Here is a 13,984-nt window from a genome sequence, read left to right as displayed (position 1 = left end):
ACTAAGTTGCATTTTTTTTACAACCAGATGAACACGTGTTCATTTGTACAAATTAGCGCAATTTTTTGCAATTTGATAGTGGATTTATTGGATGGCGCACCTGGAAATAACACAGCTACAAGCGGGTTACGGCGACAAAACCATTTTGCACAGCATCGATTTACAAGTGCAAAAAGGTGAAATGATTGCCTTGTTGGGGCCGTCTGGATGTGGCAAAACCACCCTCTTGAACGCGATATGCGGCTTTGTACCCACGCAATCAGGCGAAGTGCATATTGCCGGACAAGCGATTACGCATCTACCCGCCGAGCGTCGCAATATCACCATGGTGTTTCAAAGTTATGCCTTGTGGCCACACATGAGCGTTGCACAAAACATCAGTTATGGTTTGAAGGTGCGCAAAGTCCCCAAGGCGCAATCGCGTCAACGTGTCTTGGAGTTGCTTGGCATCGTTAACCTGGAAGGGTATGAAAACGAAAAAGTGACCAACTTATCTGGCGGCCAGCGTCAACGTGTCGCCCTGGCCCGCGCCTTGGCTGTTGAGCCAGATGTACTGGTGCTGGATGAGCCCTTATCAAATCTGGACGCCAAAGTTCGCCTCAGCGTTCGTCACGAAATCAAAGCCTTGCAAAAGAAACTGGGATTCACCTCGCTGATCGTGACCCACGATCAGGAGGAAGCCTTGGTCATGGCCGACCGTGTTGCGGTGCTTAACCAAGGTCGCATCGAACAACTGGGTACACCGGAACAAATCTATCAGCAACCGCAAACCCCCTTTGTTGCTGACTTTATGGGGGCCGATAACTGTGTGGTGTATCAAGCGTCGACACCGCCATCAGGATTACAGCTGAACTTGCCAAATACACCTGCCACCCAGGATCTGGCGCTGTATTTTCGTAGTTCAGCAGCCGAGTTGCGTCCGCTGTCAGACGAACATGAAGCTGGGTTGACCCTGACCGGCGTGCTTGAGCAAAGCGCTTTTTTAGGTCAGCAGTATCGTCATAGCATACGTTGCGGGGAACAAATTCTACAAGCCGATTCCCGTCACTGCTGGCCCATCGAATCAAACGTGTCGTTACATGTTCCACCCCATGCGCTGCATGTGTTTGATCTTGCAACGCACGAAACTCCATCAGCGTCTCAATCAAACCCACGAGGATAAATCATGTTCAACAAAACCAAGATCTCTGTATTAGCGGTGGTTTGCTTCACTCAGTTTGGCGCGCCAGCTTATGCCGAAACAGTGCTCAATGTGGCAACGGCAGGAAGCCAGAATATGGTCGACTATGTAAAAACTTACTTAGCCCCAAAATTCGAAGCCATGTATCCAGATGTCAAAGTGAACGTGGTAGGCACAGGCCCTGGTGATGCCGGCTCACATAAAATCATGGAGAAGCTGAGTGCTCAGCAAGCAAGTGGTATAGAGGTATGGGACTTAGATGTAGCGGTGGTGCACCAGAAAATTGGTGGTGATATGGTCCAGCAGGGTTTATTGGCCGCGTTCCGTGATGATATCAGCACAGGTGAATTGGTCACTCGGGATACCGCAAGAAATGCACTAGGCACGGATGTGGACGGTTATGTCATGCCGATGTTCCACAGCCAAACCGCCCTGGCCTACAACAGTGATTTTATTACTAACCCACCAAGCTCCTACGACGAACTGGTGGAATGGACGCAACAAAATCCTAAAGCCTTTGGCTACAACGGCATCAAGAATGGCATGTCTGGCGTTAGTTTCGTAACAGGCTGGATCTATGCCTATGGCACTGACGCCGAACGCCTGTCCAGTGCACCCTATGACCAGAGCCTGGAAGCGACGTGGGATGATGCCTTTGCCAAGCTAAAGGATTTCAACAACAACGTTACCTTTACACCAGGTAATGCTGGCACCCTGGATATGCTCAGCCGTGGTGAGATTTTTATGGGCCCGGTATGGGTGGATATGTTCTACAGCTGGCAGGCCGATGAAAAGATTCCACCTTCGTTAAAGCTTGCTCTGATTGCTCCAGGTATGCCAGGTCAGCCGATGTACTATGTCACGCCTGATAAAGCCAAAAATCCTGAACTGGCACGGGCCTTTATTGAGCTGGCAACCAGCCCGGCTGTCCAAGCGGAAGGCATAGTGAAGCAGTTTAATTGGTACCCTGGTATTGACGCTGAGTTCGTTCAACCAGAACTGGACACTGAAAGTTGGGACAAGCTGTTCGTTGAGATCACCCCGGAAGATCTTGCTAACTTCGGCAAGAGCTTCCCGATCACCCCTTACTTTGATGCGATTCAAGAAGGTTACGAGCGTAAAGTCTCCAACTAATCACAATCCCCAGGCAAGAGACACTTGCCTGGGGCTTCTTTTTATCTCAGGGTTTTGTCTCAAGGTTACTATGCGAGCATCAACGTCTAACCTCCTGTTAATTGCGCCAGCGGCATTCATGGTGCTGGCTTTGTTCTTATATCCGCTGTTCTTCTCGCTCGTGTCGGCGTTTACTCAGGATGATCTGTCTTTCACCCTCGAACATTTTGTAAAGGTGTTTGAGCTGTATTCCAACGATATAAAGTTCACCGTGATTATTGTGCTGAGTTCAGTGGCACTACTGGCAATACTGTCAATTGCGATTGCCGCCACCCTGACACTGTCACCCTTTCCCAAACTGGTAGCGGTATTGGCATTGCTCTATCGCCTGCCGTTGTTCATTCCCTTTATCGTTGCTGCGCAGATGATGCGCACCTTTCTGGCGAAAAATGGCTTGATGAACAATACCCTGGTGGCAATGGGTGTGATGACACCCCTTGAAACTGTGTCGTTACTTGGCTGGAGCGGCATCATCATTACCTTTGTGTGGAAACAGTTAGCTTTTTCGACCCTGCTGATTAGTGGTGCCATGGCGGCCCTGGACCGAGACCAGATTCAAGCCGCGCAAAATTTAGGCGCCTCTCGTCTACGCATTTTAGCGGATGTGATTTTGCCTCAAGTGATGCCAAGCATCGGTGTGGCATTAGTACTCTCCACGGTGACAATCATGTCGGTGCTATCGGTTCCCCTGATGATAGGGACTGGCTCTCCTACCATGATTACCGCCGACATGGCGTTCCGCGTGAATGCTTACGGTGATTATCATGTCGCTAATGCGTTGGGCGTGGTGTCTTACCTGATCTGTGCGAGCCTGGCATGGTTCTACTTACGTCAAAGCTTAAAGGATAAGGGGGCGACGGCATGAATAGGTTTTTACGTTGGGGCTTCTGGCTACAAACGGCCTTTATCACCCTGTTGGCACTAGCGATCTTCGGCCCGATCATGAATTTGCTGATTTGGACCCTGGCTGAAACCTGGTACTTCCCGCATACACTACCCAATCAGTGGGGGCTGAAGTACTGGCAGCAAGTGTTTAATCCCTACAGTGATGTGTCTGGCTCACTGATGACCAGCATTATCATCGCCTTGTGTGCTGTTGTTGTTTGTCTGCTGGTGTCGATACCGGCTGGCTACGCATTATCCAAACACAGCATGCCCTGGCGGGTAGGATTTATGCTGCTGTTTTTGATTCCTCAAGCCTTCCCGAATTTAACGGTCTATATCAATATTGCCCGTATTTTCTATGATTGGGGTCTCAACGGCACCCTGCTGGGTGTTGTATTAGTACACAGCGTACATGGACTGATGTTTTCCGTCTGGATCAGTGTGGCGGCGTTTTCGTCTATTGATCCGATGCTGTCACGTGCTTCGCGCAATTTAGGGGCTGGACCGATTTACACCTTTATCCATGTGGTACTGCCACAAGCCGCTCCAGGTCTAATTGCGGCCAGCATCTTTGTATTCCTGGAGTCTTTGGATGAGTTTACCGGCACCTTTTTTGTCGGCTCACCAGAGATAACAACCTTGCCACTATTGCTCTACACCGCCAGCATGGAAGGCAACTACCAGATCTCCTCGATTACAGCACTGATCCTGCTGATTCCATCAATTGGATTTATGTTGATTATCAATAAATTCATGCGCCCAGAGATGCTGTCAAAACTCGGCAAGTAGCGATAGGAAAAAGGGCAAAAAAGGGGTCAGTACCCTTTTTTGCTTTAGGCTATTCGATACAACTCGCGGGGTGAGTTTTCCAGAATATTGGTTAAGGCTGTTGGATCGGTAACCCAGGTTTTTAACCAAGCAAGGGTGTCGGCATAGCTGTGTTTGTCTTCATGTCGGGTCCAGGGCCAGTCGCTTCCCCATACCAAACGCTCACTTCCCAGGTGCGTCAACAGCGCCTCGACATAAGGCCTGATGTCATTTACCGGAGAGCGGTAAGGTGCCGATAGCTTGGCCCAGACCCGGCCATCTTGGCCTGCGTTCAATAGCTGTTGGAAACCGGCATCTAATCCAGGATCGTCCTGATAGGGTAACCCAATATGATCAATGACCAGTTTGACACCCTGCTCCAGTAACGCCGGTAGCAGTTCTGGCAGTCGGTCACCTTCCAAATGCAGCTCCAGATGCCAGTCCAGTAATTTGATACGCTCCAGAAACGCACTCCATTCCAGCGCCGACACGTTGGGCAACTCGGCACGGTGTTCAATCAAATTCCAGCGTACGCCAACAATTCCAGCTCGATCCAAGGCTTGCATCTCAGCAAGGGAGGCTGTGCAGGGCAGCTGTGCAACGCCTTTGAACCCCTTCCCGGCTATCACCAGGCTGTCCAGCAATTGTTGATTATCATGGCCGAGAAAACTGGGTTGTACGATAACGCCGCCCTCAAGGCCGACGCTATGCAAATGCTGCTGCCAGGTCGTTAAGGGTGCTGGCGACACTGGCCTGTAGTTAGATCCCTGAATACTGTTCACCACACCATAGACATGTGCGTGACAATCAAACCCTGTTTTTTGCATTTTTCCCTTACCCCGACTCGCATGTCGCTAAAATCTGATCTAAAAATATATCATAACACTAGTTATTCAGTTCTATAGAGAACTAGTTGACTACTGAAGAACTATAGTATTAGTATTCGTTTAACGCATCAATAAAAACAGGACATCTTTATGCAATCCAGCCTAACCAACGCCCTCTGTGATGATCGTCTGCCACTCTATGCCAGACTCAGGGACCAACTGGCTTCACGTATTGCTAAAGGTGAGTGGTCTCCGGGGGATATGATTCCTTCTGAAAACCGCCTGGCTGAAGAATACGGTGTTGCTGTCGCCACCATGCGCATGGCATTGAAGCAACTTTCAGAAGAAGGGCTTCTGGAACGCCGTCGTGGTACCGGCACCTTTGTTAAGCGCCCGGCATTCAGAGCAGACCTGTTCCGCTTTTTTCACGTTATGGATACCGAAGGCAATGATCAACCGATGATCCCTGAAAGCCGGATACTCAGTTGTGAAATCATTGAAACACCACCTGAAGTACTTGCAGCCTTTGGTGACCCAGCCAAAGCGCCCTGCATCCGACTGGAACGTATTCGTTTATGGTCTGGTGAACCCTTGTTATTTGAAGAACTTTACTTGCGACTTCCTGATTTCAACGGGCTTGAAAAAATCAACTTCAAAACCTGCGGTCCACTACTCTACCCCATTTTTCTTGACCAGTTTGGCATTCTGATCAGTTCGGCCATCGATGAATTGTCATTCGGTCTGGCCAGTGACATGAGTGCCAAGCACCTGGAGCTGCCGCAGGGATCACCGGTGGCCGTGATTCAGCGCCTGGCCAAAAACCCTGTAGGCAGAGTGATTGAGTTCAGGCGCGCACATGGACGTCCGGAGCGCTTTCGATACCGTGTGACCCTGGGTGACCAACCCAACTGAGACAGACCGGCTTCAGCCGAAAAATAAATCCAAAAAAGGTGAACAACGATGTACAAAACCAGCCTCTTGAGTGCCTGCGCACTCGCGCTTGCCTGCACAACAGCCATCGCAGACAACTACCCAAACCGTCCCATTGAAATCATTGTCCCAGCCCCTGCTGGTGGTGGCACAGATTCAGTCGCGCGCATGTTAAATCAGTACCTGGAGCCTGAACTGCAGCAGTCAGCCGCTATTATCAACGTGGCAGGTGGCGGTGGTGCCATTGGGGTTAACCAGGTATCCCGTGCACGTCCTGACGGCTACACACTGCTAAACACCTGGAACAGCCCGATTACCACTGTGCCGCATATGCAGCGCGTTCAATACTCCTATGACTCATTGACGCCTATCACCAGCATCTCTAAGAGTGCTTATACCATGTGTGTTATGCCTGATTTTCCGGCAGACACAGGTGAAGAATTTCTGGCTGAGTTAAAAAATAACCCGAATAAATACACCTATGGTAATGATGGGGTGGGTGGCACCATGCGTCTGGCGGCTGAGCGCATCTTCGCCGCCTATGATATTGAAGCACGTGCTATTCCTTTCGGTGGTGCAGGTGAAACACTGCAAAACTTCCTCGGCGGCCATATTGATATCTACGGCGGCTCTATCACACCTGTTTTGCCGTACGCTCAGGATGGTCAAGCCAAGTGCTTGATCGTCACATCGGCGGCCGATAACCTCGCCCTTCCGCAAGCTTCAGGACTGGAAGCACTGGGTCATCCAGAACTTGAAACCGTTCTATGGCGCATGATGCTGGGTCCTGAGGGAATGAGTGAGGCATACGCCAATGTGATCGCTGATGCAGTCGAACGCGCCTTAGAAAATCCGGAATTACAGGCATTTCTCGATAAGCAGGGTGAAGTACCGGTATTGATGCGCGGCGAAGCGCTTCGAGAAGCGTTAAAAAATGAGTCGGATGCATTGGGTGAACTGCTCAGCAAACTGGGCCTGAAACGCAGCTAAACTCATCAATGACGCATACCGATCCGGAATAGCGCCGGATCGGTATGCGTTTATCCTTGGCCATAGATGTAATACAGGGGAGCCACCATGAATTACCGGGACTTCTGCACGGGCGTTGTTTTTTTATTGCTAGGTGCCGGTACCGCCTGGTATGGAAAAGACTTTTATTATGACTCGGCCTATATTCCTGTCGGTGTCGGTCTGCTGATGAGCCTGTTTGCCTTGGGTCTGATTGTCCGAAGTCTTCTCAAGAATAAAGATCATGAGATTAAACTGGTAGACCATCCTTTCAAATTCATAGCAACACTGGTCAGTTGTGTCGCTTATTTTTTCTTACTGCCTATAGTTGGTTTCTATACCACTAGTAGCCTGTTTATTGTTTCCCTGTCACTACTGATCGGGGAAAGACGACCGGTTGTCATCCTATCGATTACAGTGGTCTTCATCACCCTTCTTTATCTTCTGTTTGCGCTGGTACTGAAACGCGCGCTGCCAGTAGAGTTTTTCCTGGCTGTCTGAGGAAATCATTATGTTTGAAGCTCTTACACACGCGTTTACCGTGATTATTGCGCCAGATTCACTGCTGAGCATGCTAATCGGCACCCTTGCCGGCATCCTGATCGGTGCCCTGCCTGGATTGAATCCGGTTATGGCCATCGCACTGATGCTGCCACTGACTTACAGCTTTGATCCCATCATCGCCCTGGGTCTGATTGCAGGCATCTATAATGGCTCCATGTATGGGGGTGCCATTCCGGCAATTTTGTTAAAAATCCCAGGAACCCCCTCAGCGATTGCCACCACCTTCGATGGCTACCCCATGACACGCAAAGGCATGGGGGGCGTCGCACTGAAAACCGCCTGTTGGTCTTCCGCTGTCGGTGGTACCGTCAGCGCCTTAGCACTGATGACCCTGGCGCCTCCTCTGGCTAAAATGACCCTGGCGTTCGGGCCGACAGAATACTTCTGGGTTGCTGTCTTCGGCCTGACCAGCATCGCCGTGCTGGTCGGTGGCGATCTGTTCAAAGGCATGCTGGCCGCACTGCTGGGTATCATTATCGGCCTGGTTGGCGTTGATACCCTCAGTGGTGAAGAGCGCTACACCTTCGACAACCTCTACCTGGTTGGTGGCTTCCCATTAATGGTGGTCTTAATTGGGCTGTATGCCGTTCCACCGATACTGGAAATGGCCGAAAAACAAAACAGCGCCCACTACAACCCGGCTAACTTTCGCACCAATAAAACAGCCAATGCACTGGGATTGATCCGCACGCACTGGCGCACCTGGTCAAGGTCTTCGGTGATCGGCGTCTGTGTCGGCATACTACCCGGTGCAGGTGGCAACCTCGCCGCCCTGCTCAGCTATAACGAAGCGAAGCGTAACGCCAAAGACCCGGAAACCTTCGGTCAGGGCAATCCGGTTGGCGTTGCAGCTGCCGAATGCGGAAACAGTGCTGACAACGCCTCATCCATGATTCCAGCTCTGACACTGGGCATACCCGGTAACCTGATTGCTGCACTGGTGCTTGGTGCCCTGATGATTCACGGTTTACAACCAGGACCACGCCTGTTCACCGAGTCAGCAGATGTGGTGTTTGGTTTTATCTGGCAGTTACTGCTAACCTCTTTATTGCTGTTTGTGCTGGGCGGCATGCTGGCAACACGACTGTTTGCTCAAGTACTGCGCCTCCCCTCCACCCTGCTGGTTCCAACCACGCTGGTACTCATGTCGATTGGGGTATACACCATTAATGGCAGTCTCACTGACTTATACGTGATGTTGGGCTTTGGTCTCGTAGGCTATGTGCTGAACCGCCTGGACTTCCCCTTGGCACCTATCGTACTGGGTGTGCTGTTGGGGCCAATGGCAGAAAGCAACTTCCGCTTGTCGATGCTGATCTCGCAGAATGACTGGACGCTGTTTTTTACCCGCCCTATCTCGCAAGGCATCATCGCCCTGCTACTGATCGTGCTGGGCTCACAAGCGCTGAAAAGCTACAAAAAATTCCGCATCAAAGGGGTCTAAAAAAAGGGGTCAGTACCCTTTTATTAGTACCTTTTATTCTGAATAAAAGGGTACTGACCCCTTTTCTTTTTTTACTGCCAAGACTGAAAAAATGTGCCAATGTTTTGGGTAGCCCAAGGCGGTTTTTCCAGGCTCATCGCGCTCATTGAAATGCACCAGGTCAAACGGTTCAAATAGCCCCCTGACCTGCTGCTCAGTCATGGCATTAATCTGGCGCTGAGGATTTAATGCCCAGTCGTCCTTGATGCCCATAAAGTCGCCGGAGAAAACCCCACCAGGCTGAAGTGCGCTGATCATTTTATTCCAGGTTTCCGAGAAGCGTTCAGCGTCGGAAAAGAATAAGCTGGAATGCGCCAATACCAAGCCACAATCAGGATAGTCGTAGTCTTCAAAACTACAGCAGGCAATATCCACCATCACATTACCACCAAAACGTTCACAGCAGATTTCAATCGCTTCCGGGTTGTTATCAAACCCTTGCACCCGATAACCCTGCTGACTCAAGTAGTCGATATCACTCCCACTGCCGCAACCACAATCGATGGCTGACTTGAAGCCTGAGCTATTTAATTCAACGGCCTGCTCCGTGCGCGCTGAATGGCGACGACGCAATGCTTGTGCATAATACTCACGCCATCGATCTTGCATTACATCCATTTTAGCTCCCTAAGCTCTAAAAGGAGTCAGAAAAGGGGTCCAGAAAAGGGGTCAGTACCCTTTTATTTTTGAGTAAAAGGGTACTGACCCCTTTTCAGTTATTTCCAGTGGCGTATCCACTCAGGTATTTCGCTTGCAGGCATGGGGCGTGCGATGGCATAGCCCTGCCCTAGTTCACAACCAAGCTTCAGTAGTGCATCGCAATGAGCCTGGGTTTCTACCCCTTCGGCAATCACCTGTCGCTGGAACGCACCAGCCAGGCGAATCACGCCATCCAGAATGGCCAAGTCCTCTGGGTCTTCTAGCATATCGAGTACAAAACTGCGGTCGATTTTAAGCAATTCAGCAGGCAAGCGTTTCAGATAGGTTAGTGATGAGTAGCCCGTACCAAAATCATCCAGCGCAAAGCCAACACCCAACTTCCGACAGGCCTGCATAATGTTGGAGACCTGTGTCACATCATCCAGCGCCGTGGTTTCAAGAATTTCCAATTGCAGATCATAGGGTTCAATTCCAGGGCGTTGGTTTAAAGCCAACTCCAACTGCGGCACAAAACTGGGACACTGCAAATGAATAGCATCGATATTAACGCTGACCGGCAGATGGATGCCCTGTTCACGCCACAGCAAAACCTGATCCAAAGCTGTCACTATTACCCAGTGCCCGACATCGATTGCCAGTGGATGATTTTCGATCAGTGACAGGAACTCAGCTGGTGGTAAAACCCCGCGATCCGGATGGTTCCAGCGGATCAGCGCTTCGGTACCCACCACTTCACGACTGCGCATATTGACCTTGGGCTGGTAATACAACTCCAGTTCACCCGCTTCCAGTGCCTGACGCACCCGCAGCAGACCTTCGTGCTGATCACGCTGGGCGCGGTCACGCTCTATGTCGAATAGATGGTAACGATTTTTACCTGCCTGCTTGGCCTGATACATCGCCTGATCTGCCTGACGCAATAACTGATCAGCCTCTATAGATTCATGCTGTGGATAGAACACCACCCCGATACTCGCGGTAATACTGAACTCAATACCCTCGACTATCACCGGCTCCGAAATCACCTGCAGCAATCGATTCAGGAACGGAATACAGTCATTGGATTGGTGCAGGTGTTGCATTACAGCAACAAACTCATCGCCCCCAAGTCGCGCCAAAGCATCTTCATCACGGATCATTTTCTTCATGCGTACGGCAAGGCTAACCAGCACCTGGTCACCGATGGCATGACTATAAGTGTCATTGACCGTTTTAAAGCCATCCAGATCGATGAACAGAATCGCCAGCATCTGTTCATGCCGGACAGCCTGAGCCATGGCATGCTTCAGGTAATCAGCCAAGAGTGTACGGTTAGACAGACTGGTCAGCGGATCGAAATGTGCCATCTGAGCCAACTGCTTTTCCACCCGACTGCGTTGCATTTCGGCACTGATACGATCAACATAAAGTTGCATCAGGGTATCTACAGACTGGGCGTTTCTCATGGGTTTACGGCTTAATGCCACTAACAACCCCAAGGGGTGCTGACATTTATCCATCAGCACGCAACCAATATAAGCTTGAGCCTGCAGATCAACGAGTAGCGAGTCATTCGGATAGGCTTGCTGAATTCCCTCAACTCGAATCATCCGATTCTTATCACACACATCCTCACAGGGTGTTCCCTCAAGCGCATAAGAAAACGGCACAATCGGCGCACCATCAGCCCAGCCCGCCAGCACCTCGGCTCGCTGACCATCAGACGTTAACGCCGCCACAAAAAAATAATCGACATCCAAAGTATCGGCTAAATATTGACAAACGGCCTGATAAAAATCTTCGCCAGATAGAGGCGCAAACGTGGTGGCCAGTGCGGTCAATGCCAAGGTTGTCTGCTTCTGCTGTCGTTGCAGCTGACGTTTACGCTGAATATTGATGATCAGCAGTACAATCACCAACGCTTGAGTTAACAGTGCACCCACCAATATCCAGTGCAAATAAGAGCGGTTGCGTTCAATTTCCTGAACCTGAGCATCCACCATCGTTTCCAGTTGTTCCTGGTAATACCACAGATCCTCAGCCGCATGCCGTCCGGGCGTTATGTCATTGATGATTGAGAACAACAGATTCTGATCATTGAATCGGTAGGGGTGGGAGTAGACCTCAACGGTACGAAGTTCGCCATTTGCCAGTCGGTGTCTGAAAATCAGGTAGTTACGCTCTGCCGCTTCTACTGCTGCACGCTCTTGAGCCACTTGTTCAGGGGTAAACGTATTAATTTGCTGGATGGTCATCTGCTGTAACTCATCCAGCGGATAACCATAAAACCGGACCGCCGCAGGATTCGCTTCAACGATCCGCCCACTTCCCGGTTCGATCAACAGCATGGCTACCCCGGACTCACTAAACACCTGCTCAAACTTCGGTCCATCAACCCTAATCGAAGCGAAACTGCTCGGAACGATTAACAGTGTATAGATAAGAATTAGAGTTAAGCGCAATAACTGTTTAAATAACAACGAGGAGCTCCAGTAATGACTAATGCTTTTTCCGCAGCGACCCCGAGTCTACCCAATAACCTAAGGCAAAAAAAGGTTTTATATCTACCACACAAAATCCAGCACTACACATCACTCAAAAAATTAAAACGATCGATTGATTTATTGAAAAGAATCCAGAAAAGCAGAAAAGGGGTCAGTACCCTTTTCTCTCGTGTATTTCAGATCAGCTCAAGGTCCAGGGCCTTAAGCACGGCACGGGTTCGATCACGAACATTGAGCTTGTTCAAAATAGAAGAAACCTGGTTGCGGATGGTGCCCGGTGATTTGAACAGGGCCGCTGCGATCTCATGATTGGAGTATCCGGCAGCTACCAGCCGGAGTACCTGGATCTCACTATCGGTTAACTCATCAAATATTGGTGTCTCAGTGGGCTGGAGTTGATGTCTAGCTTTATCCACTCGGTAAGAGGTGGCTGGGTGTATCCAGGTTTTACCCTGTGTCAGGTTCTGAATTGCTTGAGTGAGTGTGTCGAAACTCACATCTTTTCGCAGATAGCCTTTGGCTCCGAGTTTGATGCAATCCAGAACCAGTTCATGATCATCAAAGGTGGTCAGGATGAGTACTGGTATATTTAATCCGGCTGTTTGAAGCTGCTTAAGTACCTCTTGACCACTAACTTGTGGCATACGAATATCCAGTAACAGAATATCAGGCTGGCAACAGGTAATCAGATTCAGAACCTCTGTTCCATCATCAGCTTCTGCAACAACCTGCATGTCTGGCCTTAAATGGATAAGGCTTTTAATCCCTTCACGAATCAGATTCTGATCATCAACCAGCAGTATTTTGATAGGGATCATATAGACTCCGGTATTTCGATGCGAAGTTTGAAACCTCTATTATCAGCAACCCACGTCAGGTTCCCGTTTAACTCCTGGACTCTTTCAATCATACCCATTAAACCATTGCCGAATTTTATAGGTGTCAGGACTGGACCATTATCCTCGCAGCTCAGCAGAAGTTGACCCTCTTTCTGCTCCAGACTCAGCAAACAGGCATCTGCAGCACTGTGTTTCAAAACGTTAGTGATGGCTTCCTGTGCAGCACGAAAAACAACTTCGGCCGTTCTGGCATTTGTAATCCTCAGATCCGCGGCTATGTTCAATTGAACATCCAGCCTGTCCAGGTTCTGTGTTAACGCCACCAGTGCCGTATGCAGTTCGAGAGGATGACTTTGGCGAATATCCGAAACCGCCGTCTGTATATCGTTGAGTAACTGATGGGCTACTCTCTGCGCCTTACAAATATGAAGATGAGCCTTATCAGAACTCAGCTGTTTAGCCACCTCCAGCTGGATACTGAGGGCCGCAATATGGTGGCCAAGCCCATCATGAAGATCCCGCGCAATGCGCAGGCGTTCATCTTGCCGTGCTGTAGTGGAGAGCATGCTTTGGGTGGCACGCAGCTCTCGAAGAAGATCTGTGTTTAACTGCTTCGCTTTGCGTTCATCCAGCATTCGATTAGAAGCATACAAGGCGAAGAGGTTAAACAGGCTGAACAGAATGATATTGAACCAAGCAAACTCGCCAGGGATTTGTAAAAAGTAAATCAGCGGTATGCTCAACGCGATCAGCAGGACTATATAAGTAGGGAGATACTCATTCAGATTTGCCACCAGCCTGATTGCAAGAATCACCAGAATGCCATTCGGAAACAAATAAATCAGGATAAATAGACAAATACATTGAAGTATCAGCCCTTTATAACGAGTTGATTTGGCGAAAATACGCCAGATAGCGCCAGCGATGTACAGCAGGAAATAAGTGGTTGCGAAGGTCAGGTTGACTGGCGTGAAATTGAGTCTGTTGTGTACCTCCGGATAATCCAGTTTCCAAAGATACAAGGTGAGCAAGACTACAAATGTCCAGGCGATGAGCTCCAGGATCAGATCGATGATTTGGTGTCTGGCTGTCAGGTTTCGAGTCATCGGGATAGTATTCCATAGATCCGGATCTGTTCGCATAGG

At 49.7% G+C, this 13,984-nt stretch carries 13 protein-coding genes; 8 read left to right on the top strand and 5 right to left on the bottom strand.

Features of this window, described 5'->3' with window-relative positions:
- The first annotated feature begins 91 nt into the window (after positions 1 to 91).
- From ACN0R1_RS13600 to ACN0R1_RS13585, 4 genes are all read left to right on the top strand, one after another.
- Complete coding sequence (locus ACN0R1_RS13600; RefSeq protein ID WP_417583741.1) at positions 92 to 1,162, top strand: ABC transporter ATP-binding protein; 1,071 nt, start codon at positions 92 to 94, stop codon at positions 1,160 to 1,162.
- 3 nt (positions 1,163 to 1,165) lie between these two features.
- Positions 1,166 to 2,314 (top strand): extracellular solute-binding protein, encoded by a 1,149-nt coding sequence (locus ACN0R1_RS13595; protein ID WP_417583739.1) that lies wholly within the window; start codon positions 1,166 to 1,168, stop codon positions 2,312 to 2,314.
- 70 nt (positions 2,315 to 2,384) lie between these two features.
- Complete coding sequence (locus ACN0R1_RS13590; RefSeq protein ID WP_417583737.1) at positions 2,385 to 3,218, top strand: ABC transporter permease; 834 nt, start codon at positions 2,385 to 2,387, stop codon at positions 3,216 to 3,218.
- Complete coding sequence (locus ACN0R1_RS13585) at positions 3,215 to 4,027, top strand: ABC transporter permease (RefSeq protein ID WP_417583735.1); 813 nt, start codon at positions 3,215 to 3,217, stop codon at positions 4,025 to 4,027. Before ACN0R1_RS13590 ends, ACN0R1_RS13585 begins: the two co-directional genes overlap by 4 nt.
- Before the next feature lie 44 nt (positions 4,028 to 4,071).
- Here the strand turns inward: ACN0R1_RS13585 and ACN0R1_RS13580 are convergent, their stop codons facing one another.
- Positions 4,072 to 4,872, bottom strand: coding sequence for an amidohydrolase family protein (locus ACN0R1_RS13580; protein WP_417583733.1), 801 nt, complete (start codon positions 4,870 to 4,872; stop codon positions 4,072 to 4,074).
- A 150-nt stretch (positions 4,873 to 5,022) separates the two neighbouring features.
- Here ACN0R1_RS13580 and ACN0R1_RS13575 point away from each other — a divergent pair, with 150 nt between their 5' ends.
- The 4 genes from ACN0R1_RS13575 to ACN0R1_RS13560 all read left to right on the top strand — a co-directional run bounded on the left by ACN0R1_RS13575 (position 5,023) and on the right by ACN0R1_RS13560 (position 8,818).
- Positions 5,023 to 5,784 carry a GntR family transcriptional regulator gene (locus ACN0R1_RS13575; RefSeq protein WP_417583731.1) on the top strand — a complete coding sequence of 254 codons (762 nt, stop codon included), beginning with the start codon at positions 5,023 to 5,025 and terminating at the stop codon, positions 5,782 to 5,784.
- A 48-nt stretch (positions 5,785 to 5,832) separates the two neighbouring features.
- Entirely contained in the window at positions 5,833 to 6,792 is a 960-nt protein-coding gene (locus ACN0R1_RS13570; protein WP_417583729.1) for a Bug family tripartite tricarboxylate transporter substrate binding protein, read from the top strand.
- An 87-nt stretch (positions 6,793 to 6,879) separates the two neighbouring features.
- Positions 6,880 to 7,311 carry a tripartite tricarboxylate transporter TctB family protein gene (locus tag ACN0R1_RS13565; RefSeq protein ID WP_417583727.1) on the top strand — a complete coding sequence of 144 codons (432 nt, stop codon included), beginning with the start codon at positions 6,880 to 6,882 and terminating at the stop codon, positions 7,309 to 7,311.
- A gap of 10 nt (positions 7,312 to 7,321) precedes the next feature.
- Positions 7,322 to 8,818, top strand: coding sequence for a tripartite tricarboxylate transporter permease (locus ACN0R1_RS13560; RefSeq protein WP_417583725.1), 1,497 nt, complete (start codon positions 7,322 to 7,324; stop codon positions 8,816 to 8,818).
- 33 nt (positions 8,819 to 8,851) lie between these two features.
- On the opposite strand, the gene ACN0R1_RS13555 is transcribed toward ACN0R1_RS13560, so the two are convergent.
- The 4 genes from ACN0R1_RS13555 to ACN0R1_RS13540 form a co-directional block, all read right to left on the bottom strand.
- The gene (locus ACN0R1_RS13555) at positions 8,852 to 9,475 is read right to left on the bottom strand and encodes a class I SAM-dependent methyltransferase (RefSeq protein ID WP_417583723.1); all 624 of its coding nucleotides are present in this window, start codon (positions 9,473 to 9,475) and stop codon (positions 8,852 to 8,854) included.
- Between the two features lie 98 nt (positions 9,476 to 9,573).
- Positions 9,574 to 11,868, bottom strand: a complete 2,295-nt coding sequence (locus ACN0R1_RS13550; protein ID WP_417583817.1) for an EAL domain-containing protein — start codon at positions 11,866 to 11,868, stop codon at positions 9,574 to 9,576.
- Positions 11,869 to 12,176: 308 nt separating this feature from the next.
- A complete protein-coding gene (locus ACN0R1_RS13545) occupies positions 12,177 to 12,818 on the bottom strand; it encodes a response regulator (protein WP_417583721.1) in 642 nt (213 codons plus the stop codon).
- The gene (locus tag ACN0R1_RS13540; RefSeq protein WP_417583719.1) at positions 12,815 to 13,981 is read right to left on the bottom strand and encodes a sensor histidine kinase; all 1,167 of its coding nucleotides are present in this window, start codon (positions 13,979 to 13,981) and stop codon (positions 12,815 to 12,817) included. The genes ACN0R1_RS13545 and ACN0R1_RS13540 overlap by 4 nt, the downstream gene beginning before the upstream one ends.
- Positions 13,982 to 13,984 lie beyond the last annotated feature (3 nt).

Origin of the sequence: Nitrincola sp., from assembly GCF_048264025.1 — a bacterium.
Taxonomy (GTDB): Bacteria; Pseudomonadota; Gammaproteobacteria; order Pseudomonadales; family Balneatricaceae; genus Nitrincola.
This window is presented reverse-complemented; position numbering and strand designations above follow the sequence as displayed.

Bases quoted from the DNA above. Each gene is read 5' to 3' on its own strand.
- ACN0R1_RS13600 (WP_417583741.1), top strand. From the start codon at position 92: ATGGCGCACCTGGAAATAACACAGCTACAAGCGGGTTACGGCGACAAA.
- ACN0R1_RS13595 (WP_417583739.1), top strand. From the start codon at position 1,166: ATGTTCAACAAAACCAAGATCTCTGTATTAGCGGTGGTTTGCTTCACT.
- ACN0R1_RS13590 (WP_417583737.1), top strand. From the start codon at position 2,385: ATGCGAGCATCAACGTCTAACCTCCTGTTAATTGCGCCAGCGGCATTC.
- ACN0R1_RS13585 (WP_417583735.1), top strand. From the start codon at position 3,215: ATGAATAGGTTTTTACGTTGGGGCTTCTGGCTACAAACGGCCTTTATC.
- ACN0R1_RS13580 (WP_417583733.1), bottom strand. From the start codon at position 4,872: ATGCAAAAAACAGGGTTTGATTGTCACGCACATGTCTATGGTGTGGTG.
- ACN0R1_RS13575 (WP_417583731.1), top strand. From the start codon at position 5,023: ATGCAATCCAGCCTAACCAACGCCCTCTGTGATGATCGTCTGCCACTC.
- ACN0R1_RS13570 (WP_417583729.1), top strand. From the start codon at position 5,833: ATGTACAAAACCAGCCTCTTGAGTGCCTGCGCACTCGCGCTTGCCTGC.
- ACN0R1_RS13565 (WP_417583727.1), top strand. From the start codon at position 6,880: ATGAATTACCGGGACTTCTGCACGGGCGTTGTTTTTTTATTGCTAGGT.
- ACN0R1_RS13560 (WP_417583725.1), top strand. From the start codon at position 7,322: ATGTTTGAAGCTCTTACACACGCGTTTACCGTGATTATTGCGCCAGAT.
- ACN0R1_RS13555 (WP_417583723.1), bottom strand. From the start codon at position 9,475: ATGGATGTAATGCAAGATCGATGGCGTGAGTATTATGCACAAGCATTG.
- ACN0R1_RS13545 (WP_417583721.1), bottom strand. From the start codon at position 12,818: ATGATCCCTATCAAAATACTGCTGGTTGATGATCAGAATCTGATTCGT.
- ACN0R1_RS13540 (WP_417583719.1), bottom strand. From the start codon at position 13,981: ATGCGAACAGATCCGGATCTATGGAATACTATCCCGATGACTCGAAAC.